The sequence below is a fragment of the Comamonas granuli NBRC 101663 genome, from assembly GCF_000739995.1.
GTDB lineage: Bacteria > Pseudomonadota > Gammaproteobacteria > Burkholderiales > Burkholderiaceae_C > Simplicispira > Simplicispira granuli.
The window spans coordinates 50,058-73,730 of record NZ_BBJX01000010.1; the positions used below are offsets into that span (position 1 = coordinate 50,058).

Annotated in this window: 19 protein-coding genes; 14 read left to right on the plus strand and 5 right to left on the minus strand. The window is 64.7% G+C overall.

Annotated elements, in window-relative coordinates:
* The first annotated feature begins 2 nt into the window (after window positions 1-2).
* From CGR01S_RS11625 to CGR01S_RS11690, 14 genes are all read left to right on the plus strand, one after another.
* Entirely contained in the window at window positions 3-3,989 is a 3,987-nt protein-coding gene (locus CGR01S_RS11625; RefSeq protein ID WP_042427063.1) for a tape measure protein, read from the plus strand.
* A gap of 18 nt (window positions 3,990-4,007) precedes the next feature.
* Complete coding sequence (locus CGR01S_RS11630; protein ID WP_042427066.1) at window positions 4,008-4,415, plus strand: hypothetical protein; 408 nt, start codon at window positions 4,008-4,010, stop codon at window positions 4,413-4,415.
* A gap of 1 nt (window position 4,416) precedes the next feature.
* Complete coding sequence (locus CGR01S_RS11635; protein ID WP_042427068.1) at window positions 4,417-8,025, plus strand: hypothetical protein; 3,609 nt, start codon at window positions 4,417-4,419, stop codon at window positions 8,023-8,025.
* Window positions 8,026-8,043: 18 nt separating this feature from the next.
* Window positions 8,044-9,309, plus strand: coding sequence for a hypothetical protein (locus tag CGR01S_RS11640; RefSeq protein ID WP_042427070.1), 1,266 nt, complete (start codon window positions 8,044-8,046; stop codon window positions 9,307-9,309).
* Between the two features lie 3 nt (window positions 9,310-9,312).
* Window positions 9,313-10,308 carry a hypothetical protein gene (locus CGR01S_RS16190; protein WP_052382550.1) on the plus strand — a complete coding sequence of 332 codons (996 nt, stop codon included), beginning with the start codon at window positions 9,313-9,315 and terminating at the stop codon, window positions 10,306-10,308.
* Window positions 10,305-10,700: a hypothetical protein gene (locus tag CGR01S_RS11650; RefSeq protein WP_042427073.1), complete on the plus strand. Its 396-nt coding sequence runs from the start codon at window positions 10,305-10,307 to the stop codon at window positions 10,698-10,700. Before CGR01S_RS16190 ends, CGR01S_RS11650 begins: the two co-directional genes overlap by 4 nt.
* 16 nt (window positions 10,701-10,716) lie before the next feature.
* On the plus strand, window positions 10,717-12,672 hold the full coding sequence (locus tag CGR01S_RS11655) for a hypothetical protein (RefSeq protein ID WP_042427377.1): 1,956 nt from the start codon (window positions 10,717-10,719) through the stop codon (window positions 12,670-12,672).
* Window positions 12,665-12,886 carry a hypothetical protein gene (locus CGR01S_RS11660; protein ID WP_042427075.1) on the plus strand — a complete coding sequence of 74 codons (222 nt, stop codon included), beginning with the start codon at window positions 12,665-12,667 and terminating at the stop codon, window positions 12,884-12,886. Before CGR01S_RS11655 ends, CGR01S_RS11660 begins: the two co-directional genes overlap by 8 nt.
* Before the next feature lie 84 nt (window positions 12,887-12,970).
* Entirely contained in the window at window positions 12,971-13,273 is a 303-nt protein-coding gene (locus tag CGR01S_RS11665; RefSeq protein ID WP_042427079.1) for a DUF6127 family protein, read from the plus strand.
* Window positions 13,270-13,497, plus strand: a complete 228-nt coding sequence (locus CGR01S_RS11670; RefSeq protein ID WP_042427082.1) for a DUF7940 domain-containing protein — start codon at window positions 13,270-13,272, stop codon at window positions 13,495-13,497. Before CGR01S_RS11665 ends, CGR01S_RS11670 begins: the two co-directional genes overlap by 4 nt.
* A complete protein-coding gene (locus CGR01S_RS11675) occupies window positions 13,494-13,997 on the plus strand; it encodes a lysozyme (RefSeq protein ID WP_042427085.1) in 504 nt (167 codons plus the stop codon). Before CGR01S_RS11670 ends, CGR01S_RS11675 begins: the two co-directional genes overlap by 4 nt.
* Window positions 13,994-14,491 carry a hypothetical protein gene (locus CGR01S_RS11680; RefSeq protein ID WP_042427088.1) on the plus strand — a complete coding sequence of 166 codons (498 nt, stop codon included), beginning with the start codon at window positions 13,994-13,996 and terminating at the stop codon, window positions 14,489-14,491. Before CGR01S_RS11675 ends, CGR01S_RS11680 begins: the two co-directional genes overlap by 4 nt.
* 205 nt (window positions 14,492-14,696) lie before the next feature.
* The gene (locus CGR01S_RS11685) at window positions 14,697-15,032 is read left to right on the plus strand and encodes a helix-turn-helix domain-containing protein (protein ID WP_042427091.1); all 336 of its coding nucleotides are present in this window, start codon (window positions 14,697-14,699) and stop codon (window positions 15,030-15,032) included.
* Between the two features lie 13 nt (window positions 15,033-15,045).
* The gene (locus CGR01S_RS11690) at window positions 15,046-15,798 is read left to right on the plus strand and encodes a DUF5131 family protein (protein ID WP_042427096.1); all 753 of its coding nucleotides are present in this window, start codon (window positions 15,046-15,048) and stop codon (window positions 15,796-15,798) included.
* On the opposite strand, the gene CGR01S_RS11695 is transcribed toward CGR01S_RS11690, so the two are convergent.
* The 5 genes from CGR01S_RS11695 to CGR01S_RS16725 are packed head-to-tail and all read right to left on the minus strand — an operon-like array spanning window position 15,793 to window position 23,667.
* Window positions 15,793-16,704, minus strand: coding sequence for a three-Cys-motif partner protein TcmP (locus tag CGR01S_RS11695; protein ID WP_052382551.1), 912 nt, complete (start codon window positions 16,702-16,704; stop codon window positions 15,793-15,795). The two genes, CGR01S_RS11690 and CGR01S_RS11695, sit on opposite strands and share 6 nt — an antisense overlap.
* 20 nt (window positions 16,705-16,724) lie before the next feature.
* A complete protein-coding gene (locus tag CGR01S_RS11700) occupies window positions 16,725-17,678 on the minus strand; it encodes a toll/interleukin-1 receptor domain-containing protein (protein ID WP_042427099.1) in 954 nt (317 codons plus the stop codon).
* A complete protein-coding gene (locus tag CGR01S_RS11705; RefSeq protein ID WP_042427102.1) occupies window positions 17,675-20,530 on the minus strand; it encodes an ATP-binding protein in 2,856 nt (951 codons plus the stop codon). Before CGR01S_RS11705 ends, CGR01S_RS11700 begins: the two co-directional genes overlap by 4 nt.
* A gap of 4 nt (window positions 20,531-20,534) precedes the next feature.
* A complete protein-coding gene (locus CGR01S_RS11710; protein WP_042427105.1) occupies window positions 20,535-22,193 on the minus strand; it encodes an acetate and sugar kinases/Hsc70/actin family protein in 1,659 nt (552 codons plus the stop codon).
* 13 nt (window positions 22,194-22,206) lie between these two features.
* The gene (locus CGR01S_RS16725) at window positions 22,207-23,667 is read right to left on the minus strand and encodes a hypothetical protein (protein WP_156967563.1); all 1,461 of its coding nucleotides are present in this window, start codon (window positions 23,665-23,667) and stop codon (window positions 22,207-22,209) included.
* Window positions 23,668-23,673 lie beyond the last annotated feature (6 nt).

Consider the following 23,673-nt stretch of genomic DNA (forward strand, 5'->3'; position numbering starts at 1 on the left):
CGATGGCGAACCGCATTTCCGTCCTCGTCGCGCTCGAAGGCGCGGACGAGGGGCTCAAGCGCGCCATCAACGATGCCGAGCGCAGCCTCGGCGGCTTCGGCTCCAGCGCCAAATCCGCCAGCGACAAGGCCGCTGCTGGGGTGGCCGAAGTCAAGGCGGGCATGAACGCCTTCGGCGATCAGATTTCCAAGGCCAAGACGCAACTGTTGGCCTTCCTGACCATCAACTGGGCCAGCGGCAAGCTGCAGGAGATCGTCCAGATTGCCGATGCGTGGAACATGATGTCCGCGCGCCTGAAGCTCGCCACCGCAGGCCAGCGTGAGTACACGGTTGCGCAGAAGGAACTGTTCGCCATCGCCCAGCGCATCGGCGTACCGATCCAGGAAACCGCCACGCTGTACGGCAAGCTGCAGCAGGCCGTGCGGATGCTGGGTGGCGAGCAGCAGGACGCGCTGACGCTGACCGAGAGCATCTCGCAGGCGCTGCGCATCTCCGGCGCGTCGGCCACAGAGGCGCAGTCGGCTCTGCTGCAGTTCGGGCAGGCGCTGTCCTCGGGCGTGTTGCGCGGCGAGGAATTCAACTCGGTCGTCGAGAACAGCCCTCGTCTGGCCAAGGCGCTTGCCGATGGCCTGAACGTGCCCATCGGACGTCTGCGCAAGCTGGCCGAGGAAGGCCGCCTGACCGCCGATGTGGTCGTCAACGCGCTGATGAGCCAGAAGGACAAGCTGGCCGCCGAGTACGCGCAACTGCCGATGACCGTCAGCCAGTCCTTCACCCGGCTGGCGAACGCCTTCGGCCAGTGGATCAGCCGCCTCGACGAATCGACCGGCTTCACCCAGAAGCTGGCGCAGGCGCTGACCTGGCTCGCAGACAACCTCGACACCGTGATGAAGTGGCTCACGCGCATCGCCGAGGTCGGCCTCGCGGTGCTGGTCTACCGCCTGATCCCGGCGCTGATCATCGCGTGGCAGACGGCGGGCGCAGCGGCGGTGACGGCGGCCAGCACCACGGCGGCGGCGTGGGCGACGGCAAACCTGTCCGTGTCGAACGCCATCGCCACTGTCGGCAAGCTGCGCGTGGCCTTCGGCGTGCTCGGCGCGGCCATCGTCGGCTGGGAAATCGGGACCTGGCTGTCGGAGAAGTTCGAGATCGTCCGCAAGGCGGGCATCTTCATGGTCGAGGTGCTGATGAAGGGTGTCGAGCACCTGCGCTACCAGTGGGAGATGTTCGCCGCCATCTTCACGACCGACACCATCGCCGAGGCCACGAAGCGCCACGAGGAGCGCTTGGCCGAGATGAACCGCATCTTCGGCGAGATGTATGCCGACGCCACCGAAGGCGCGAACGCCGCCAAGGGCGCGATGGATACCGCCGCGACCGCTGCCGAGGAAATCGCCAAGCGGCTCGAAGCCGTGCGCCAGGGCACACAGGAGGCGGTCGGGCGCGGCATCGAGGCCGTCCACGGCGCGCTGGAGAAACTCAAGGGCCGTCTGGGCGAGGTCGAACAGGCGGTGGGCAAGGCCCAGGGCGTGGTCAACGATGCCACCGCCAAGATGGCCGAGGCCTACAAGGGCTTCACCGCCATCGTCGAGGCCAATCTGCAAGCGCAGATCACGGCTGTCAAGGCCCGCTACGAACAGGAGAAGGCGGAACTGGAGCGTACCCAGCAGTCCGAAACCGCCAAGATCACGAAGTCCACGCAACTGCTCACCGACGCTCTGACCCAGCAGGCCACGCTGCGCCGTCAGGCCACGACCGACACGTTGCTACTGATCGACCAGGAAACGCAGGCACGCAAGGACGCCGCTGCGCGCCAGGGCCAGACCGAGGCCGAACGTGCCGCCAATGTGCAGCGCGTCGAGAACGACATCCTCGTCACCAAACGGCAAACGCTGTCTCAGGCGCTCTCCGAATACCGCCAGCACGTCGATGCGCTCAACGCCGAGGCCAATCGCCATCTGGCCGAAATCCAGCGCATCGAGGCGGCCAAGCGGCAGTTGTCGATGACGACGGAAGAGCGCATCCGCGACATCCGCCGTCAGGGCATGACGGAGTACGAGGCCACCGAGGATCGCAAGCGCCAGATCGCCGAGATGCAGGAACAGGCGCGCCGCGCGCTGGCCAACGGCGAACTGGAGCAGGCTCGTCAACTCGCGCAGAAGGCGATGGACATGGCGGCGCAGGTCGCCAGCAGCCAGACCAGCGAGGCCAAGCGCGCCGAGGAAGCGCGCAAGCAGTCTGAGCAAGCGGTGTCGCAGGTCACGCAACTCGAAGCGCAGTCGCGCGACGCCTACCGCCGCCAGGAGTACCAGCAGGCCACCGATCTGATGCGGCAGGCCGAGCAGTTGCGCGCCGAACTGGCGCAGAAGGCCAAGGAGGCCGATGCGCAGGCAGCACAAGGCAAGCAGGGCGTGGCAGACGCCATCGACCGCATCCGCCAGTCCGAGGACATCCTCAACAAAGCGCTGGACGCCGAAGCGAAGGCACACCAGACGGCGGCCCAGGCGGCACTGTCGGCACGCGACCAGATCCGTCAGACGCTGGAGCAGACACAAACGCAGATCGACCAGATCACCGCCAAGCTCAAGGATGGCCTGAAGGTCACGCTCGATGCGGACACCGCGCGCTTCGACAAGGCCATCGCCGATCTGGACAAGGCGCTGGCCGAGAAGCAGTACCTGCTGCAGATCCAGGCCGACCTACAGGAAGCGGAGAAGAAGCTCAAGGAATACGAGGCTCTGCTCAAGGAAGGCAAGACCCTGCCGGTCGATGCCGATGTGTCCAAGGCCAAGGAGGCGCTCGAGCGGCTCAAGGTCTACGCCGACCAGAACGCGCAGTTCGAACTGAAGGTCGCCACCGAAAAGGCACAGGCGGCGATCACCAACGTCGAAGGGATGATCAACGCACTGAACCGCATCCAGACCGAGTCGCGCCATCAGGTCTCGACCAACGCGGATGCGGCGCGCGCCGAGATCATGAGTCTGAACGGCGCGAACACCAGCAGCACCCACACCATCTACGTCCAGAAGGTCGAGGTCAACGCCACGGGCGGGCTGGTCGGCGGTGGTGTGCAGCGCTTTGCCGACGGCGGCGCGGTGGCTCCGGCCTTCCCCCGCATGGCAGGCGGCTCCGTGCCCGGCTCCGGCCACCACGACACCGTGCCGCGCACGCTGGACGCCGGTGCCTTCGTGATCCGCAAGGCGGCGGTGCAAAAGTACGGCGGCAGCGCGCTCGCACGGCTGGCGGGCATGGCGACGGGCGGCGTCGCCCACTTCGCCAAGGGCGGCCCGGTGACGCCGCAGAAGCCCAAGCGCAACCGCGATGTGGTCGAAGCCGAAAAGATGATCGACCTCGGGCTGCAGGGCCTGGGCCAGATCAGCTACAGCGGCAGCCTGGATGCGCGCAGCAAGACCTTCGCGTACTGGCAGCCGCTGGCCCGCCAGGATCGCTCGGCGCTGGAGAAGATGATCGACCGAAAGACGCTCACCGCCAATGAGCGCGCCAGCCTCGACCAGATCAAGCAGCGTTGGCGCTTTGCGATGGCCCAGCCGATGATCTACGGCAAAGACCTCGAGCGCGACCTGATCGACTACATGGAAACGCTCGACGGCGAGTTCTTCGCCCGAGGCGGCCTGGCGAAGTCCGACACCGTACCCGCGATGCTTACGCCCGGCGAGTACGTGGTCAACCGCAGCGCGGTCGCGCGCCTGGGCGTGGGCTTCCTCGAGGCCATCAACAACCTGAGCGCCCCGGCGCAGGCGCTGGCCGGGCATGTGATGGCGGGCATCCAGGGCTTCGCATCGGGCGGCCTCGTGTCGCCTATCGGTTCTTCGCTGCCGCGTCCCACGCTGCCTGCCGACGGCGCGCCATCGCGCACGGTGCGCGTGGAACTGGCGGCGGGCGCGCAGCGGGTCAACACCACCGTCGATGCGCGCGACGAAGCGCGCCTGCTGCAACTGCTAGACGCGGCGCGTGCCCGCACTGCCTGACCTCTTTCGGGTTCACCGATGCAACTGAAGAACCTCGCCACCGGGGTGGCTCTGCCATTGCCGGACGACTTGCTGTGGAGCGATGAGCACGCGTGGTCACCCGCCGTGGCCTCCACGTCCTACCTGATCACCGGAGCCTTGCTGATCCAGTCGGCCACGCGGCAGGCAGGACGCCCGATCACTTTGGTCGGCGCTCCCGATATGGCGTGGGTGACGCGCGCCACCGTCGAAGAACTCCGGTCGTGGGCGGCGTCGCCGGTGAGTGCGACGACGGGCCGCTTCGAACTCATCTTCGCCGATGCGCGCGTCTTCATCGTCGCCTTCCGCCACGCTGAAACCGCCGTCGAGGCCGAGCCGGTGCTGGGCATCCCGGCGCGGGCCAGCACCGACCGTTACCGCCTGACCCTTCGATTCCTGGAGTTGTGAAATGCCGATCCAATCCGGCGACGTCAAACTGCTGAAGTCCGCCGTGATGGCCGACGTGCCCGAAGGCGGCGGCGCGCCCACGGGCGTGACCATCGCGGATGGCGTGTCCAACGCCATCTTCCCGGACATCTCCGAACTGGATCGCGCCGGGGGCTGCGTCAACCTCCGCAAGACCTTCGTGCAGGTCGCTACCGACGACACCGACACCTACTTCGGGGCCAACGTCATCGTGGCCGAACCGCCGCAGGACGTGCGCGTCAGCGTCACGTTGTTCTCCACCAAGAAGACCTTCGACACCCGCGAGCAGGCGCAGACGCGCATCGAAGCCTATCTCAACAAGGGCCCCGAATGGGCGGGCTACCTGTTCGAGAACCACATCGCGGGCCAGCGCGTGGTGCAGCTGTTCCAGCGCCTGAGCGACGCCGTGCCCAACGTCGGCCAGACCCTCGTCCTCATCGAAAACGAAAACCTGCCCACGCAGAAGGAGCAGTACGTGCGCGCCACCGCCGTGTCGGTGGTCGAGCGCAGCTTCACCTACAACACCGATCAGGACTACCGCGCCGCCGTCGTGACGGTGGCGATCAGCGACGCGCTGCGCTTCGACTTCACCGGCTCGCCCGCCAGCCGCACGTTCACCCGGGTGGCCAACGCCACCAAGACGCGCGACACGGTCGTCGCCGACGCGGGCACCTACGTCGGCGTGGTGCCGCTGGTGCAGGCCGCTGCCGTGGGCGACTTCACCGTCAAGGGCGCGTCCATCTACACGCAGCTCGTGCCCAGTGCGCAGACCGAGACACCGATCTCGTTCGCGCCTCCGTATGCGGCAGCCGGACTGCCCGTGCCCGGTGCCGCGCCGGTGAGCTACAGCGCCAGCCACGCCTGGACGACAAGCATCAACTTCAACCTGCCGGGCGGCTGCTTGCCGGGGTCGCTGTCCATCGTCACCGGCGGCGTCACCATCTTCGACGACGCGGGCCTGCTCAAGACCGCCAGCGGCACGCTCGGCACCATCGACTACGCCAACGGCATCCTGAGCCTGAACTCCGGCGCGATGTCGGGCAGCAAGTCCATCACCTACACGCCTGCCGCGCAGTTGCAGCGTGCGCCGCAAAGCTCGGAGATCCCGGTCACGCCCGAGTCGCGCAGCCAATCTTACGTCGGCACCGTGAACCCGGTGCCGCAACCGGGCACGCTCACGATCAGCTACATGGCGCAGGGCCGCTGGTACGTGTTGTCGGATAGCGGCAACGGCTCGCTCAAGGGGCTGGATGCCAGCTACGGCGCGGGCACCTTCAACAAGAACACCGGCGCGTTCGTCGTCACGCTGGGCGCGCTGCCCGACGTGGGCTCGTCGCTGATCCTGACCTGGAACGTGCCGACGCAGGAGACCCAGCAGCCGACCGCCACGCTCAAGGCGTCGCAGACCATGCTGCTTGCACCGCCCGAGGGTAAGAGCGTGCAGCCGGGAACGTTGACCGTCACATGGCCTCACGAAAGCGGAACCGGCACGCGCACGGCTTCTGCCACCACCTCCGGCGCGCTGACGGCCAGCGCCACCGGCGAACTCAACGTCGCGCAGAACCTCCTGAGCTTCGCGCCCAACGTGCTGCCGCCGGTCGGCGCGCTGCTGACGGTGGACTACGTCGCGGGCCCCAAGCAGGAGGACGCTTTCGCACACCCCTCGCGCGACGGGCTGGGCCGTGTGCCGGTGGCGGCCACGCTGGGTTCCATCGAGCCGGGTTCGCTGGAGATCGAATGGAACACGCTGACCGACACCACCGTGCTGGGCGTCTACACGCAGCAGCAGATTCAGGCGATGGGCCTGGGCCTGTGGAACGGCGTCGATCCCACGCAGTACGCGCGTGACGACGGCGCGGGCAACGTGCTGCGCTCCGGCGTCGTCATCGGCAGTGTCAACTACGCCACTGGCGCGGTGCAGTTCCAGCCGGACGTCACGGTCAAGATTCCGCGCCCCGTCTATGGCACGCAGCAACTGGGCTGGGCGAACGGCGTGGGCCAGATGTTCCGCCTGAACTACAGCGGCATCACCTACGTGGATGCGCCGTCGCTGTACCCGAACGACGAGTCCGGCTACGTCAAGCTGCGCTACAACAGCGCGGGTTCGACCAGCAATCACACCGACACCTTTCCCTTCGCGCCCAGCTTCCGTCTCGTGCCCGGTGTCAACGCGCAAGTGGTGACGGGCAGCGTGCTGCTCGCCATCGCAGGCAGCCAGCCCTGGGGCGACAACGGCCAAGGCACGCTGCGCGAGTTCACGCCCAGCGGCTGGGTCACGCGCGGCAGCATCAACTACCTGTCGGGCACGGTCGCGCTCACGTCCTGGTCGGCGGGCGCGGCCAACAGCATCACGCGCGCCAGCTGCGTGACCACGGTCGGCGAGAACATCTCCAGCGAGTATGTGTTTCGCACTGGCGCGGCTCCGCTGCGGCCCGGGTCGCTGTCGATTCAGTTCGCCCGTGCGGTGGGCGGCACGCAGACGGTCACCGCAGGCATCGACGGCACGATCTCCGCATCCGGCGTCAGCGGCAGCGTGGACTACGACACCGGCCTCGTGCGGGTGCGTTTCGGTACCCTGGTCACGGCGGCGGGCCATGAAAGCGAGCCGTGGTTCGACGCCGAGAACGTGCGCCCGGACGGCAAGGTGTTCCGGCCCGAGCCGGTGGCGGCAAGCAGCCTGCGCTACAGCGCCGTCGCCTACAGCTATCTGCCGCTGGACGCGGCGCTGCTGGGCATCGACCCCGTGCGCCTGCCCAGCGATGGACGTGTACCGATCTTCCGGCCCGGGGGCTTCGCGGTGGTCGGCCACACCGGGCGCATCACCGCGTCGGTCAGCAACGGCCAGACCATCGATTGCGCTCGCGTGCGCCTGTCGCGCGTGCGCGTGGTCGGCCACGACGGCGTGGTGATCCACAGCGGCTACACCACCGATCTGGAAGCGGGAACCGTCACCTTCACCAATGTCGCGGGCTACAGCCAGCCCGTGACGGTCGAGCACCGCATCGAGGACATGGCCGTGGTGCGCGACGTGCAGATCAGCGGCGAAATCAGCTTCACGCGGCCTTTGACGCACCAGTACCCGCTGGCCAGTGTGGGCGATCCGCTGTCCGGCAGCTTCGTGTCCAGCGCGCTGGTGGCCGGTGACCTGTTCGCCCGCGTGAACCTCGTGTTCGACCAGAGCAGCTGGAACGGCGGCTGGTCGGACGACCTCGTGGGCAGCGCCGCCACCGCGACCTTCAATCACACGCAATACCCGATCACCGTCACCAATCGCGGCGCGCTCACGGAGCGCTGGGTGGTGCGCATGACCAACAGCACTTCGTTCGAGGTGATCGGCGAGAACGTAGGCGTCATCGCCACCGGAAACACCAGCGCCGACTGCGCGCCCAACAACCCGGCCACCGGGGTGCCGTACTTCCGTCTGCCCGCGCTGGGCTGGGGCAACGGCTGGGCCACGGGGAACGTGCTGCGCTTCAACACCATCGGCAGCCAGTTCCCGGTCTGGGTGGTGCGCACCGTCCAGCAGGGGCCGGAATCCGTGCCCGACGACCACTTCACGCTGCTGATCCGTGGCGACGTGGATACGCCTTGATCCAGGGGAGCCATCGCAATGACCGACCTCACCGTCAAATACTTCAACAGCGGCATGACGGGTGCGCCGCAGATCGCCAACAACTGGGGCGATCTGGTGACGATGCTCGACGCTTGCCTCGTCAACGGCTTCGCGCTCAAGGCCATCGACACGCTGACCTGCGCCGATGGCGTTGCCACTGCCAGCATCAGCGCGGGCCATGCCTACCGGCCCGAGCAGGTGGTGGAAATCGCCGGGGCCGACCAGCCGGAATACAACGGCGAGGTGAGGGTGATCGCCACTACTGCGACCACCTTCACCTACGCGGTGACCGGCACGCCTGCATCGCCCGCGACCAGCGCCACCAGCCTCTCGGCCAAGGTCGCGCCGCTGGGCTGGGAAAAGGCGTTTGCGGGAATGAACAAGGCGGCTTACCGCAGTCAGAACCCGGCCTCGCCGCAGAACCTGCTGCTGATCGACGACGACCTCAAGACGCCCGGCTACACGACGACCTGGGCCAAGTGGGCCAACGTCGGTATCGTCGAAGGGCTGTCGGACATCGACACCATCGTCGGCGCGCAGGCCCCGTTCGACCCGAACAACCCGACGCAGAACTGGAAACAGGTCGCGGCCAATCAGTGGGGTTGGTACAAGTGGTACCACGCTCGGAGCAACCAGTACGAGAGCAACGGCGACGGCGGCACGGGTGGTCGCAATTGGGTGCTCATTGGCGACGACCGGCTGTTCTTCCTGTTCGTCACCAATGCCGCCGGATACAACTGGTACGGGCGCAACGCTTATTGCTTCGGCGACCTCATCAGTTTCAAACCCGGTGACGCATACGCCACGGTGCTGTGTGCCGACGACAACTACTCGGGCATGAGCAACTACTGGAGCTATCCCGGCCAGTTCAACGGCTACGGACTCACGCAGTCGCTAGAGTTCACAGGCAAGACGCTGCTGCGCAATCACACCCAGCTCGGCAACCCGGTGCGTTTCGGGCTGACATCTCTGAACACCAACAACTCCAGCCAAGTCTGCGGACACGGGCCGATGCCGTTTCCGAACGGGCCAGACTTCAGCCTGTGGCTGTTGCCGACCTACGTGCGCGAGGAGTCGGGCCATATGCGCGGCCTGATGCCGGGAATGCACTGGATGCCGCAGGATCGGCCCTACAGCGACCAGACCATCGTCGACAACGTGGTGGGCCAGGCAGGCAAGAAGTTCCTGCTGGTCAGGACGCAGTACAGCTCGGAAACCGAAGGGGCGCAGATCGCCTTCGACATCACCGGGCCGTGGAGGTAAGCCGTGGCGTGGTGGGACAGCGTGGCGTCCTTGACGCCGGTCGCGGCGTGGGACGCGCTGCATTTTTCAGATGGGCAACTGCAGGATCAGGTCGGCGGCAACACCATCACCGTGCAAGGCGGCGTGGCCACGCCATTTCCCCTGCACGGGCTGTATGGGCAGGACAAACCGTGGCCGCTGGCGATGTCGATGTCTTTGTCCGGCGATTTCGTGCTGATGGGCTTCGTGATGCACGTCAGCCGGGGGCTGGTGTTCTACAAGACCCTCGGCGACAGCAGCAGCTACTTTCTGGATCAGGAATCCAACGGGGCGATCTACCAGTACGCCAATGGCACGGGCGGCCAGGTGGGCAGCGGGCCAGCCTGGGGTACGCCCAAGTTCATGGCGCTGGTGGTCAGCCCGTCCAGCGCCCGCGTCTATCTGAACAACGACTGGGCAGGAGCGGCCTTCGCACGCGCGTGGGTGGCGGACACCGTAGGCGGCATCGGCTACTACGCCGACGGCAACGAATACAACATCGGCGGTAGCGAGCGCTTCTACGCCGCCGGGCTCTGGTCGGGGACACCGAGCCTTGCCGACCTGCGTGCGTTGGAGACCGCCTGCCGCGCTGCGCTCGCAGGCCCGCCAGTCGGCGTTCATGCCGCTGCCTTGGCCCGCTGGCACAGCCCGAACTCCGATCAGTGGAATCAGCCGGGCAGTCATCCGCGCCAGTTTCGCGGCCTACCCGGCGCACGCCGGAACATCCATTTCGGCGGTGACGGCCAGATCAGCGGCACCGTCAAGGAGAAGGGTTCACCCGACCAACCGCTGGTGCGTCAGGTGCTGCTCTACAGCGAGAACACGCACACGCTGGTGGCCGACACCTGGTCGGACGCCTCAGGCAACTACCGCTTCGAGCGGCTCGACCGCGCGCAGACCTATACCGTGATCAGCACCGACTACCAGCAGATGTACCGCGCCGTCATCGCCGACAGGCTCCGGCCGGAGGCCATGCCATGACCGTCGCCATCACGCAGGAACACAACGAGGCGCGGCTGGCGGGCACGTTGTCCTTCCTCGACGCGGGCAGCAACCCGGCACGCCTGCGCATCTACGGTGGGGCGCGGCCGCCCAATCCGTCCGCGACACCCACGAGCGCGATGCTGGTCGAGATCGCGCTCACCAAGCCCGCAGGCACGGTGGCAGGCGGACTGCTGACGCTCACGCAGCAGGAAGACGGCCTCATCATGGTCACGGGCATCGCCACCTGGGCACGGCTGGTCAACGGCGACGAGATGACGGCGCTCGACCTCGATTGCAGCGGCACCGATGGCGACGGCGACGTGAAGCTGGCCAGTGCCAATCTCTATCTGGGCGGCGACGCCCGGATGGTGTCGGCGATCCTCGGCTGAATGCGTGGGATGAATGATGCCAACGAACTCCGGGCAGAACGTCGATCTGCCGTTCGACCGGCCCGCCGCGCAGGATGCCGATCTGGTCTTTGGCGCAGACTATGTGCCGCCGCGCAACGATATGGCGGTGCAGGCCACGCTGCCGCTGCCAGTCGGCAGCATCCACTTCATCCCGCCTGCGCGGCTGGAGGTGCTGGCAGCGCTGCCAAGCCTCACGGTCAGTACGCTGATCCTACGACCCAGCGTTCCGCTGCACGTCGGCACCGCCAGTCTGCCCGGCGTGGTGCTGACCGGCGAGGTGCGCTACGCCTCCCGCACCCAGCGCCCCACGGTGGGCCAGACGGTGCACCCGTGGCAACAGGCCACGCAAACGGAAGACGGCGCGACGTGGGGCCAACAAGACGCCACGGCTGCGATCGCAGGCTGGGGCGCGCGCTGGCAGCGCGGCAACGTGTCGGCGCATGGCATCGCGCACCGGCTGCCGCCGGTCTTGCTAGCCTTGCCGATGCAGCGCCGTGCGGGCCAGCAGCAGGCGACGCGGCTGCACGGCGCAACTGGGTTCGGCCATCAGGACGCGACCGCCACCGCGCAGATCCGGACGGGCTTGTTCCAGAACGCCACCGGGCTGCGCGACGCCACTCGGTTTGCGCATCAGGACGGTGATCGCACCAAGCGCGTGGGTCGGCTGGCCCGCTGGCAGAACGCGAATCTACTGACCCAGTGCCGGGCCAGCGCTTTCCAGAGCGCGACTCAGTGGCCGGTAGGCTGGCGCGGCAGGTACCAGGAAGCGATGCGCCCGCCACCGGGCATCAGCGTCTGGATCGTGCCGGAGCCGCCCGAGCCGCCGCACTGCTACACGCCGAACGGCCATCTACTGTTCGCCGCACTGGCCCCGTCCGACGCACACCTGCTGTTCTTCTGCGCAAACCACAGCGACCCGCCCGATGGGGAGCCGGTGGTCGTTCCCATTCGGAGGGTGTACTTCGTGATCAACAACGTGACCCTGCACCGGCTGCCCGATGGTCTGCCGGTGCCGGTGTTCAACCTGTCACTGTCGCTCGACGCCGCGTCCTGGACGTGGGGGTTCGACGCGCAACTGCCCGCCACGGCGGAAACCCTGGTCGCGCCCGGCAACGCCTCCGGCCCGGTCGAACTGCTGGCCAGCGTCAACGGAACGCAGTTCCGCGTGCTGGCCGAGAGCATCAGCCGCGAGCGCAGCTTCGGCGACGCCAGCATCCGCGTCTCGGGCCGGGGCCGCAACGCCGTGCTGGCCGCGCCTTACGCCCCAGTGATGAACTTCCAGCAGCCGCAGGCGCGCACCGCCCGGCAGATGATGGACGACGTGCTCACGCTCAACGGCATCCCGCTGGGCTGGGACATCGATTGGGGTCTCGCGGACTGGAACGTCCCGGCAGGCGTGTTCGTCCAGCAAGGAACGTGGATCGAGGCACTGACCACCATTGCCGGTGCCGTCGGCGGCTACCTGATCCCGCATCCGTCCGCGCAGAGCATCCGCGTGCGGCACCGCTATCCGGTCGCACCGTGGGAGTGGGCCAGCGTCACACCGGATTTCGTGCTGCCGGTGGACGCCGTCGCCCGCGAGTCGCTGCGCTGGATCGAGAAGCCTGCGTACAACCGGGTGTTCGTCTCGGGCCAGGACGTGGGCGTGCTCGGCCAAGTCACGCGCGCAGGAACAGCCGGTGACGTTCTGGCCCCGATGGTGGTCGATGCGCTGATCACCGATGTGGTGGCTGCGCGCCAGCGTGGCATCGCGCTGCTGGCCGACACCGGGCCGCAGATCGAAGTCAGCCTGCGCCTGCCGGTGCTGACTGAGACGGGGATCATCGAGCCGGGGGCCTTCGTCGAGTACCAGGACGGCAGCGTCACCCGGCTGGGCGTCGTGCGTTCCACGCAGGTCGAGGCCGGGATGCCCGAAGTCTGGCAGACGCTGGGGGTGCAGAGCCATGCATAACCTGTACGACCAGTTCCGCCAACTCATCCCCGATCCTCCGCTGCAGGCGGGCACGGTGGTCAACGTTGGCAACGGCGTGGCGACCGTGGCCTTGCCCGGTGGCGGCCTGATCCGCGCGCGCGGCAGTGCCGTCGTCGGTCAGCAGGTGTTTGTCCGCGACGACGCCATCGAGGGCGTCGCGCCCAGCCTGACGCTGGAGATCATCGAAATCTGAATCCCACACATCATTCTGTTCAACCCCGAACCCGCCTTGGTGCCCTGTGCATCAGGCGGGTTTCGTATTTCTGGAGACCCCCCAATGACCGAAGAAAACCAACCCGCTGCCTTCGTGGAAAACATGCTGCTCTTGCGCCGCGAGGACTTTGACGAACTGCTCGAACGCGCCGCCGAGCGTGGAGCCGAGCGTTGCCTCGCCCATCTCGGCCTCGAAAACGGCCACGCCGCGAAAGACATCCACGAGCTGCGTGACCTGCTGGAAGCGTGGCGCGATGCGCGCCGCACCGCATGGCAGACCACCATCAAGGCGCTGACCACGGGCCTGCTGGCGGCGTTGCTGGTCGGTGCCGCCATCAAGCTCAAGCTGCTGGGCGGTGCGCCATGAGTGCCCGGCGCCAACTGTGCCTGTTGGACGACTGGCGGCGAGTCGCGCGTCGGGCATGGAGCTTTCGCTTCTCTCTCGTCGCGGCCGTCTTCACGGTGGCGGAAGTGGTGGTTCCACTGTTCGGCGACGTGCTGCCGCGTGGGGTGTTCGTGCTGCTGGCCTTCAGCGCCAGCATCGGCGCGGCCATCGCACGGCTCGTCGCCCAGCCGGAGATGTACCGATGATCCGGCCACCGCAACGCAGAACCGTGGCCGCGCTGACGCTGTCCGCCGCCGCGCTGGTCGGCATCGTGCTGCACGAGGGATACACCGACCGCGCGGTGATCCCGGTCAAGGGTGATGTGCCGACCATCGGCTTCGGCACGACTTCGGGCGTGAAGATCGGTGACACCATCACGCCGCCGAAGGCGCTGGCCCGGGCGCTCACCGACATGCAGCAGTTCGAGGGCGCATTGAAGCAATGCGTCACCGTGCCCCTGGCCCAGCACGAGTACGACGCGCTGGTGAGCTTCTCCTACAACGTCGGCAGCAGCGCGTTCTGCAAGTCCACGCTGGTCAAAAAGCTCAACGCCGAGGACTACGCCGGAGCCTGCGCCGAGCTACTGCGCTGGCGCTTCTTCCAGGGCAAGGACTGTGCACTGCCTGCCAATGCCCGGCTCTGCGGCGGGCTGGCCATACGTCGGCAAGCCGAGTACCGCCAATGTCTCGGGGAAGGTGCCCCATGACGCTGATCCCTTGGCCTTATCGCCCACTGGCCTTGGCTGCGCTGGCGGTTGCGCTGATCGGATTCGGCTGGGTGAAGGGCGCGAGCCGCGTTCAAGCGCAGTGGGATGCCGCCGTCCAGCAACAAACCCTGCAGACCGCTGCCACTCGCCAACGTCAGGCGCAAACCACCGTCAAGGTCGTCACCGAGTACGTCGACCGCGTCCGCGTCGTCCGCGAAAAGGGCGACACCATCATCAAGGAAGTTCTCGTCTATGTGCCCGTTGAAGCCGATGCTGCTTGCACTATCAACCGTGGCTTTGTGCGCCTGCACGACGCTGCCGCCGCCGGTGAGCTGCTCAAGCCCGCCGGAGATGCTGATGCGCCCGCCGCAGGCCTTGCGCTCTCTGCCGTCGCCGGAACCGTCGCAGGCAACTACCAGTCCTGCCACGAAAACGCCGAGCAACTGAGGGCGTTGCAGGCGTGGGTCAGGGAGATGGCTGCCCCCGCGAGGTGAGAAATCCGTGGGGCAGACCATTGAGCCTGAACTGCGGCGCTGAGTCTATGGCAGCGGGAAGGTGTTGCTCGGCCTCGTGGCGCGGCGCGAGGCTGAGACGCCCCTGATCCTGCAAGCCACGGCTGGCTGATGGCCCATATCTAGGCACAACAAGCATATTCATGATAAAATATGCTTTAGATGAATTATCAGAATAGGCAAGATCGTGGCTTTCGAGAGCGTTGAAGAACTCATCCGGGCGGCGCGCAATGGGCGCAGTCAGAAGGAATTCGCCGATCTGCTGGAGGTCGATCAGTCGATGGTGAGCAAGTACGAACGGGGCAAGGCCAGTCCGCCGATCAGCGTCATCAACCGCTGTATGCGTCTGGTGCATACCGCCCAGGGCGAGGCGGCGCCGTCGGCGGAACAGCTCGCCGACCGCGTGCGCGAATCCTTGGCCGATCCGAAATTGGGTCAAGTGCGCTCGGCGCTATCCCGCTTGGTGGACGCCTTCGCGTCCGAAAACGCGCAGGCCCGTTCGTCGGGCGCTGCGCCGCAATGACATAGGAGGCCGTATGGCAACGCAATCAACCATCGAATGGACGGAGCAGACGTGGAATCCCACCACCGGCTGCACCAAGGTCTCTCCGGGTTGTAAGAACTGCTATGCCGAAGTGATGGCGCGGCGGCTGCACGCGATGGGCGCGCCCGGTTACGAGAACGAGTTCAAGCTCACCGTGCATGAGAACCGACTAGAGCAGCCACTGCTGCGCAAGAAGCCCACCACGTACTTCGTGAACAGCATGAGCGACCTGTTCCACGAGGCTGTTTCGGACAAGTTCCTCGACCGCGTGTTCTCGATCATCGAGACCACGCCGCACCACACCTACCAAATCCTCACCAAGCGCGCCGAGCGCCTGCCGGAGTATTTCGCGCGCCGGGCTTGCCCGCAGAACGTGTGGCTGGGCGTATCGGTGGAGGACAAGAAGTACGGCGTGCCGCGCATCGACCATCTGCGCAAGGTGGACGCGCACATCCGTTTCCTCTCGGTGGAGCCGCTGCTGGAGGACTTGGGCCGCATCAACCTGAGCGACATCCACTGGGTCATCGTCGGCGGTGAATCAGGCCACAAGGCGCGCCCGATGCGCGAGGAGTGGGTGGCCAACGTGCAGGTGCAGGCCGAGGCCGCTGGCGCGGCGTTCTTCTTCAAGCAGTGGGGCGGTTGGGGCGCGGACGGCGTCAAGCGCCACAAGAAGGCGAACGGTCGCGTCTTCCGTGGCCGCACATGGGACGACTACCCGCAGCAGGCTGCGGAAACGCAGCTATAACGTGTCCAGAATGTCTTTGGCGATCTTCATCGCCAACCCGTACGCCTTCGGTGTTGGATTGGACGCCGCGAAGTAGAGCGCGAAAAGTGGCGCGCCGCTCGGGTTCTTTGAATCGCCTCCCTGATACAGCACCTTGGGTTCGGTGACAGCGGGAAACAGCCCCTTCAATCGCTTGGACACGAACTCCAGCATCTGCCGGTGATCGGTTTCGCGCACATCGCCATTGCTGCCACCGAACAGATCGGTCTGCCGATTCTGAGCGTAAAATACCTGACGCCATTCATCGGTGCCGAGCACGCGCGTCAATGACGCTTCCTTGTCGGCATCCAGCGCGTCGGCATTCTTGGCGGCTTGTCGGTACAGCCCGGCATACGGGAATAGGTACCAGACATCTATTGCGCCAGTCTTGGAAATCGCTTCCAGCGTCGACCACTCAACGTGCATTCCGAACGGATCAAGAAACAGCACGGCCCGTTCACTGTTCCACTGATGCTGGCTGCACAGCGTTTTCAACGCTGTGTTGGCATCGCTTTGGATCACTTCGATGGTCTTACCCGGAAATTCCGCACCAAGCGCATTCAGGGCAGCCAGCTTCTTCGGGCGCAATTCGATGAAGCAGAACTTGTGGAACGATGGGTTGGCCGTCAATGCCCTGCGCGCGGAACCATCGATGCTCTTCTTCTCGCCGTCCACCTTGATGTCGCAACGGCCCGTACCAGCGAAAGCATCGATGTAGAGCCGAGTAAAGCTCTGCTTGCTGAGGGCCGTGTTGAAAGCCACGAGGTACTTCTCCAGCGCCTCCAGCTTGATGCGCGTCCAGACACCCCCAAAAGAATGCTGATCCTCTGAACTCCTTTCGAGATCGTCGTCAAGCAGGCCATCGTCCCCATCGATCAGTTTTCCCATCGTGTCTCCCCCGCATCGGTTTATTGCGCCTGCTGGATCGCCCGACGCAGCGATGCAGAGACATCCCACACATGGGACTGGCCGCCTATGTACTTGGAAACCTTGATGTGATTATTGCTTTCCAGCAGGTTCAGCACGAAGTCGACGAAGGCGCGGGGCTTGCCGACTCGCGTTGCCAGTTCTTCATTCTGGCGGACATCCTCGTTGACCAGCAGCGCGGCAATCCGGCCAACCACATCCTGATAGCCATCGACATACGCCTGCGCGAACTCCTGAAAGCCGTAGTCCGTCAGAACGACATGCGACAGCGGCGCGCCGAGAACGCGCCCGATCTTGATGTAGTCGTGCTGTTCGAGAATGTCCAGCGAGTCGAGCAGTTCCTGTTGCGGCACATCTTGAAGCGCGGGTTCGGCGCGCAGCCGATCCCAATCCACAAGACCTGCGTCCTCGTCGATCTGCACTCTCGCAATGACGCGCAAGGCCAAGTCATCAACCCGCGTCAGGCCGGAGATCAAGGGTGCAGACCCGGAGAACCGGGCGGGCGGCTGGCCGATGGTCGGCTTGTCGTCCACGTCGAAGATGGCCGACAGGATGCGCTGCAAGCTCTGGTCGTAGTCGGCGAGGTCATCGACCTTCTGCCATAGGGTGGATCGCAGGCTTTCGGGTACTTCGCAATCGTCGATGACGACGGGGATCAGCCGCGTTCCACGACTGATCCTGTTGACCACCGAGGTGTTCAGTTCCTCTCGAACCCAAGGCTTCTGGACACTGACCTTGGACAAGACAACGATCACGGCTCGCGCCTCTTTCAGTCCTTCCTCGAAGATCTTGTCCACCAGACTGTCGCCCGGTTTCATCTCCCACTGGTCGAGCCACGCATCGACGCCATTCTTGCGCAAGCGCCGCGCGAACTCGACGACGAAGCGATCCTTGTCCTCGCTAGCGTGGCTGACGAAGACCTTGGGCGCGCTCATTCGCCCGCCTCGAATTCCGCGCTCTTGAACTTCAGCACGTTGCAGTTCTCCTTCACCGCGCGCTGAAGGCCATCATCGAAGCCGGTTGGCGATTCCGCCTGAATCTCAATGGCGATCCGCACCTTCACGCCGGGGCGTAGGGTGAACTGCTGCACCACCTCGTCCACCAGATCGGCGAACTGCCGCTTGGCCTGAATCGGGTCGAGGTCGATGCTGGCGTAGAACTGCTTCTTGGCGCTCGGTGCACCGCTGCCGGTCGAAGTGCCGCTCTGGCCGGAGTCCTCGACGCGCGGCGGAATTTTTCCGTCACCCGTCACCAAGACCGTCGTCGCAGAGCCTCCTGCATTGGCGACACTGGCACGAGATGCTTCCTCGGCCGCACGCAGGCTCTCCATGTAAGCGGCTGCGGTGAGCGGTTCAATCAGCAGCAGCGACGAATCCATGATCAGCGACGTGCGCTTGCCGTAGCTGAAGCCCACGTAGCGCACCTTGTCGCCGTCCGGCTCCTTGCCCTGCGCGAAGCCGAAGAACTCTCGGCTGTCCGCGCCAGCGCCCATCGTAGTCTGGAACACCGCGTCGTCCTTTAGGCGCGGCAAGTAGAGCTGCTGGCAACTCTGCTGCCACACGTTGAGGGCGCTGGCGTCCTTGGCATCGTCCTTCCAGAACCAGTCCTTCAGCACCTTGGCCAGATGGATCGGTGCCCATTCGCTGATGAGCAGTTCGTTTTCCTTGAGCACGCGCTCGATTTCCTGCGACCAGTTCTGCGCGCCGGGGTTGAGCGGGAAGTGCTCCCACTTCACTTCGGACAGCCCCTTGCCAGGGCGGGCTTCCTGCACCGGCGCGACCAGCCATTTGTAGGTTTCGCGGATCATGCGCCGCGCCGTTTCCTCGGCCTGATCCAGGCTGGCTTGCGCCTGCTTGGCCATCAGGTTGTCGAGGACGATGCGGTTGTCCTTGTAGTCGCCGACGATACTGCGCCACGCGAGGTGCGAGCGGACATGATCCTTCAGGCGGCTCACGCTGTCGTAGTCTGCCGCCACGAAGATCAGGCGGTTCTGCTTGAAGCGGGGCTGGTCGCCGCGCTTCTTCAGAATCTCGGTCGCGCGATCAATGGCCAGGCTCTGGCCGCTCTTGCTGAAGGCCGCATCCGGCGGCAGCACCACCAGCCGCAGCGCCCAGTCGTCGGGCACGTCGCCGCTGCCGGTGAAGATGTGGATGCCGCCGAACACCCCGCTGGCAAAGCTCTTCTGCACGCGGTCGCGGATGGCGGGGAACACGTCCTCCTTGTCCTGAAAGCGGCGCTTGCGCTCTTCCATCTCGCGCCGCAGGTTCGGGCGCGTGTCCAGCCAGAAGCGGTTGTTGGCGGCGTTCAGATAGTGCAGCCGGTCGCCCAAGCGCCGCAGTGCATCCTTGAACAGGTTGGGCTGCTGGCCGGGCTGGGCCACGCCCAAGATCACACGCTCCAGCTCTAGGCCGCGCACGCCCTGGTTGGATGTGCTGGGCGCGCTGCCCAGAAAGATGGCGCGCGCGGCGCGGCGGCAGGCTTGCACGCTGCCGAAACGGGTGTCCTTGTTCTCGATCTCCCAGGTCTCCGAACGCTCACCATCCACGTCGCGCTCGATCACCGGCGTCCAGCCCTGCGGCAGGTAGTACAGCACTTCGTTCAGTGTGTCGGCATCCATCAGTGGAAAGCTGCCGGGCATGATCAGCGGGTCGTTGTTGCCGTCCTTCCACAGGCGGTGGATCACCTTCGCCATCAACTTCAGCACGCCGCGCGTGCGCTGGAAGTTGTCCAGCGTTGACCAGTCCTCGTAGAGACGGTCGAACACCTCGGGGTGGATCGGATAGGCGTGCGCCAGCCGCTCCAGGTACTTGCTGTCCTGCGTCTCCTGCGGGAAGTCGTCGCGGTTCTCGATGTAGTAGTCCGCGAACGACCGGCAGACAGACTCCATCACCAGCTTGTCGTTGATGTTGCTGAACAGGCGGCGGCGCACGATCTCGAATGCTTCTTCGGTGGCCACCGGCTTCCACAGCGCCTGGATGCGCCCGAAGTAGTGCGAAAGAGAAGCCAGAGCCTTCTCGCCGCGCTGGCTGCCCGCTTCCTTGGCGGATTCCGGCAGCGAGGCCAGCAACACGGCGGTCGGAACGGCCTTCAAGGCTTCCGTCAGTGCCTGCACGAAGCTGAGGTTGGAGTCGAAGGTGCCGCCCGACAGCGCCTTGCCTTCCTCGAACTGGCGCACATAGGCCACCAGCTCGTCGATCAGGATGACGCAGGGCGCATAGCGGCCCAGCAGATCGGCCAGCACATCCTTGCCCGGCGACGTGCCCGATGCGTCGGCCTCCGCCACCAGAGCGTAACCCTCGGCCCCGCCCAGTTGCCATGCCAAGTCGCCCCACAGCGTGCGGATGCTCTGTCCGTTTTTCAGGACGGGCTGGTTGGGCGAGGACTTGATGCCGTCGAGCACCGCGATGCGCGCCTTGGGCAGTTCCGTCACGCCCGCCGCGTCGAGGATGGCGGGAACGCCCTGCAAGTCGCTGGCGGGCGCTTCGCCCTTGGCGAGGTGATAGACCGCCAGCATAGTGTGCGTCTTGCCGCCGCCGAACGCGGTTTGAAGCTGGATCACCGGGTCGCCGCCCTTGCCCGCAAGGCGCTTGACCACCGAGTCCAGCAACAGCCCCATGCCTTCGGTGATGAAGGTGCGCTGGAAGAACAGCGCCGGGTTCTGGTATTCCGCGTTGGCCGAGCCCGCATGCACGCGCGACAGGTCAGCGGCGAATTCGGCCTGCTGGAACTTGCCTTCCCGCACATCGGAGTGCGGTTCCGCGATTTCGCGCCAAGGTTTGATGGTCATGCTGCTATTTCCCTCCAACATGGATATTTCCAGCAACATAGCTGGGGGCCCGCACGCCACCGCCAAATACAAGCGGTGCATCATTGGTCTCGGGCATGGTTTCGGCTGCACCTCCAATGGCCACGGCCAGCTGAGGGTAGACGGTCAACAATTCATCGGGCATGTCATCCATCCAGCTAGGACTAGGGTCAACGGATTGCCGCACGATTCGATGCCCATTCACTTCGATGAGGCCCTTGCCCAGGGCTTGCATCATCGGCAGTGGAGAACTACCGCCTGTCAACACCACATGCAAGCGCACACCGTCCATCGCCAGCCAGCGCAGCCAGGATTCATCGACCGCGCCGAGTGCTTTCTTGAAGCCATCCTCCACGGCTTGACCAAACCGAATGACTTTGGGATCAGCGAGAAAATCGTCCAGCATGATCTTGCCAACCGTGTCATCTGACAGCGTGTATTCCAAGGTTCCGGTTTTGAAAAGTACCTCTTTAAGGCTCCGGATTCTTCTCGACAGGTCGGCAAGGATGAGCTTGCCTGAGTTGTCACTCGGATCGATAGACTCCTTCTGCGCGATAAATCCACGAAGCAAACCATCAACCTTGTCACCGGCCTGCATCAAGCCTTGAATGGATTTTGAATTCTGGAAGACGCGAGGCTCATCCTCTTCCGACCTCCTGGTTGAGATGAAAAGGCCAAAATCTGTTGTACCAGCACCTACATCCACAACCATGAATGCGTCGCGCAAGTTCTCGCTGTCGGCAATTGCGCCTGCGGCAACAGCCACAGGCTCAGGGACGCCCTCACCAATCAGGTAGTCCGGTCGTTTTTCGAGCTTCTTGACTTGTTCAACGGCTGCTTTGAGTTCTGCGACATTGATCCCGCCTGACCAATAGCCACTGAACGTGTCGGCAAGCACCTGGGCTTCTGCCAACATCCGGCGCATCAAGTTATTGCCCCACTGTGCCTTGCTGTCTGGCCAACATGGACGGGCGTACCGGCGCTTCACATACCTTGGCTCAGTAACGTGCTCCTTTAAAGCATGCTCCGCGACATCAGTGAAGTAAGCCAAATAGATGCGCAGCAGATCTCCCTGGGTCAACTTGACGCCAGAGGGGTTCATGGCTTTCGACAAGATATTCGCATCTCCGTCAAGAGAGCCTTCCTGCTGAAGACTGATCCAACCTTTGATGGAGTCCAGTCGTTCCCTCCCAGAACTCTCCAGCCCCTGGCTCATTTCAATGGCCTCGAAGCCGAAATAGACTTTGCAGTCATCAGCAATGAATATTGAAGATGGCAGAGCGTAGCCCTCTCTACCAACTGCCACTCCTAACGCCAAATCCAAATGCTGGTCAGGGAAGATCGAGGCAAAGGCTTTGGACATGGCAGTCCCGAAGTCCAAGCACATTAGTGCATCCGGTTCGGTTTTCTCTTCCCTCTGGATGGACGAAAGCACCAGGTCAATGCGAGGCGGCTCTACGGGCGGAACGACAACGATGTGGGGCGCAGGTGGTGGTAATACAGGGGGGACATCCTCCCCACCCAGCGCTTGTACGGCAAGCCGTAGCGCCTGCCGCTCGTGTGACGAAGCTGCGCCAATGGCGTGATCGCGCTCAATGCGCTCCAGCAAGCTTGCCAGCAAAATGGCTGCGGTTTTCTTGTCCATTTCGTCCTCTCAGTTACTCGACAATTCCCTTGGCAACCACATCACCCACACTGCCATCGTGCCGCTTGCGCACGATGGCGGGTTGTTTGACCAGCATGCGCTGCTTAGGCGCACCACCCACGGCGGTGAAGAACTTTGGCGACATCTCGATTTCCTCACCCGGAATCCCGTACAAATCCAGTGCGCGCAGGCTTGCGGCCTGTTCGACCTGTACAGCTAAGGTTTGCACGCGGTCCAAAAGATCCCGTGCTGCGGGTGCCATAGTGGGTTCGTAAATTTCCAGATTGGCCAACAGTGGATCGTGCAAGTTGTCACGCATGGCTCTAGCTCGCCGGGCAGCCTGCAAGGCCAGGCCGATACTTTCATCGGCATTGCTGGCTGCTGCCTCAATAGCAGACTCACTGGCTTGGCGAGCGACGCGTACGCGCCCTCGCTCCAACCAGTCCCGCACGTCTTCGGGCAGTTCGGGGTGTTTCTTGGCCAGATCGCGTGCCAATGCGCGGGCGCGTTCTGGGTGACTGCACAGAACATCCAACTGGCCCAGCAATGTCTGGTCGCATTGACCTTGGCGACCCAACAAAATCAGCGCCTCTGAGACATCCGTAATCAACCGCTCCAGCGGGCTGGTCAAGTCTTTGGGCCAGGACGTACTGCCAAGCAGTCTGCGGCAGTAGGCAACCACGCTGTACATCTGGGGGTCGGCAACCACTGAGATACGTGTGCGAACGATGTCATGCACCGTCAGCAAAGCTTCGCGCACCAAGTCGATCTGCACCTTTTCATTCTGCGGCTTGCCTAGAGTAGACAAAGGCAAAGCCAGCAGCTCGTGCAACGCTTTTCCCGGTTCGTCTCCGGCGTCCAGTTCCACTTCTAGAAGGGAATTGCGCAGCGTGACCAAGGTGCGAGCCAGCCGCCTCGCGACCGTTTCACCCGGCTCTTCAGTATTGGGCCGTAAGGCTTGGAATGCGCTTGCTAGCTGCCGCAACGCTGTTGCGAGATCAGGTGAGCGCGCCAGCAGAGCGGCCACCACCTCTCCGCGCGCTTTCTCGCCCGTCTCCTCCTCTGCAATCGCTCTTGCCAGATAGGCTGGCAACCAGGCAGAAGACATAAGCGCGCAGGCTCGGGCCAGATTCAGACGGTCATCGGCTTCATTTAGCAGTTGCATCGAAGGCAGTTCCTCCGCAAACGCGGGGCGCAACTGTTCGGCAATTTCTGGTGCCCACCGTTTGACCACTTGCCCAAGGCGTATGCACTCTGCGATAGACAGCAGCCGATGCTCTGGCGCAGCATCCAATGCAAAGACCTGCGCCAGCAGATGCGCGCGACCATCCGTCACGGCGGGGTCGTCCGCCTGCTTGGGCAGCACCTTTGCTGTGATCAATGCGGTCAACGCGGCCCGACGCTCTGCCGGAGGCGTGGCCGCATTGGCAAAAGCTGATAGAGATTCGGTGGTGCTTGGTGTATCAGCGGTCATGACAAG

Excerpts from the sequence above, each read along its gene's own strand:
- CGR01S_RS11625 (WP_042427063.1), top strand. The coding sequence starts at position 3 with ATGGCGAACCGCATTTCCGTCCTCGTCGCGCTCGAAGGCGCGGACGAG.
- CGR01S_RS11630 (WP_042427066.1), top strand. The coding sequence starts at position 4,008 with ATGCAACTGAAGAACCTCGCCACCGGGGTGGCTCTGCCATTGCCGGAC.
- CGR01S_RS11635 (WP_042427068.1), top strand. The coding sequence starts at position 4,417 with ATGCCGATCCAATCCGGCGACGTCAAACTGCTGAAGTCCGCCGTGATG.
- CGR01S_RS11640 (WP_042427070.1), top strand. The coding sequence starts at position 8,044 with ATGACCGACCTCACCGTCAAATACTTCAACAGCGGCATGACGGGTGCG.
- CGR01S_RS11650 (WP_042427073.1), top strand. The coding sequence starts at position 10,305 with ATGACCGTCGCCATCACGCAGGAACACAACGAGGCGCGGCTGGCGGGC.
- CGR01S_RS11655 (WP_042427377.1), top strand. The coding sequence starts at position 10,717 with ATGCCAACGAACTCCGGGCAGAACGTCGATCTGCCGTTCGACCGGCCC.
- CGR01S_RS11660 (WP_042427075.1), top strand. The coding sequence starts at position 12,665 with ATGCATAACCTGTACGACCAGTTCCGCCAACTCATCCCCGATCCTCCG.
- CGR01S_RS11665 (WP_042427079.1), top strand. The coding sequence starts at position 12,971 with ATGACCGAAGAAAACCAACCCGCTGCCTTCGTGGAAAACATGCTGCTC.
- CGR01S_RS11670 (WP_042427082.1), top strand. The coding sequence starts at position 13,270 with ATGAGTGCCCGGCGCCAACTGTGCCTGTTGGACGACTGGCGGCGAGTC.
- CGR01S_RS11675 (WP_042427085.1), top strand. The coding sequence starts at position 13,494 with ATGATCCGGCCACCGCAACGCAGAACCGTGGCCGCGCTGACGCTGTCC.
- CGR01S_RS11680 (WP_042427088.1), top strand. The coding sequence starts at position 13,994 with ATGACGCTGATCCCTTGGCCTTATCGCCCACTGGCCTTGGCTGCGCTG.
- CGR01S_RS11690 (WP_042427096.1), top strand. The coding sequence starts at position 15,046 with ATGGCAACGCAATCAACCATCGAATGGACGGAGCAGACGTGGAATCCC.
- CGR01S_RS11695 (WP_052382551.1), bottom strand. The coding sequence starts at position 16,704 with ATGGGAAAACTGATCGATGGGGACGATGGCCTGCTTGACGACGATCTC.
- CGR01S_RS11700 (WP_042427099.1), bottom strand. The coding sequence starts at position 17,678 with ATGAGCGCGCCCAAGGTCTTCGTCAGCCACGCTAGCGAGGACAAGGAT.
- CGR01S_RS11705 (WP_042427102.1), bottom strand. The coding sequence starts at position 20,530 with ATGACCATCAAACCTTGGCGCGAAATCGCGGAACCGCACTCCGATGTG.
- CGR01S_RS11710 (WP_042427105.1), bottom strand. The coding sequence starts at position 22,193 with ATGGACAAGAAAACCGCAGCCATTTTGCTGGCAAGCTTGCTGGAGCGC.
- CGR01S_RS16725 (WP_156967563.1), bottom strand. The coding sequence starts at position 23,667 with ATGACCGCTGATACACCAAGCACCACCGAATCTCTATCAGCTTTTGCC.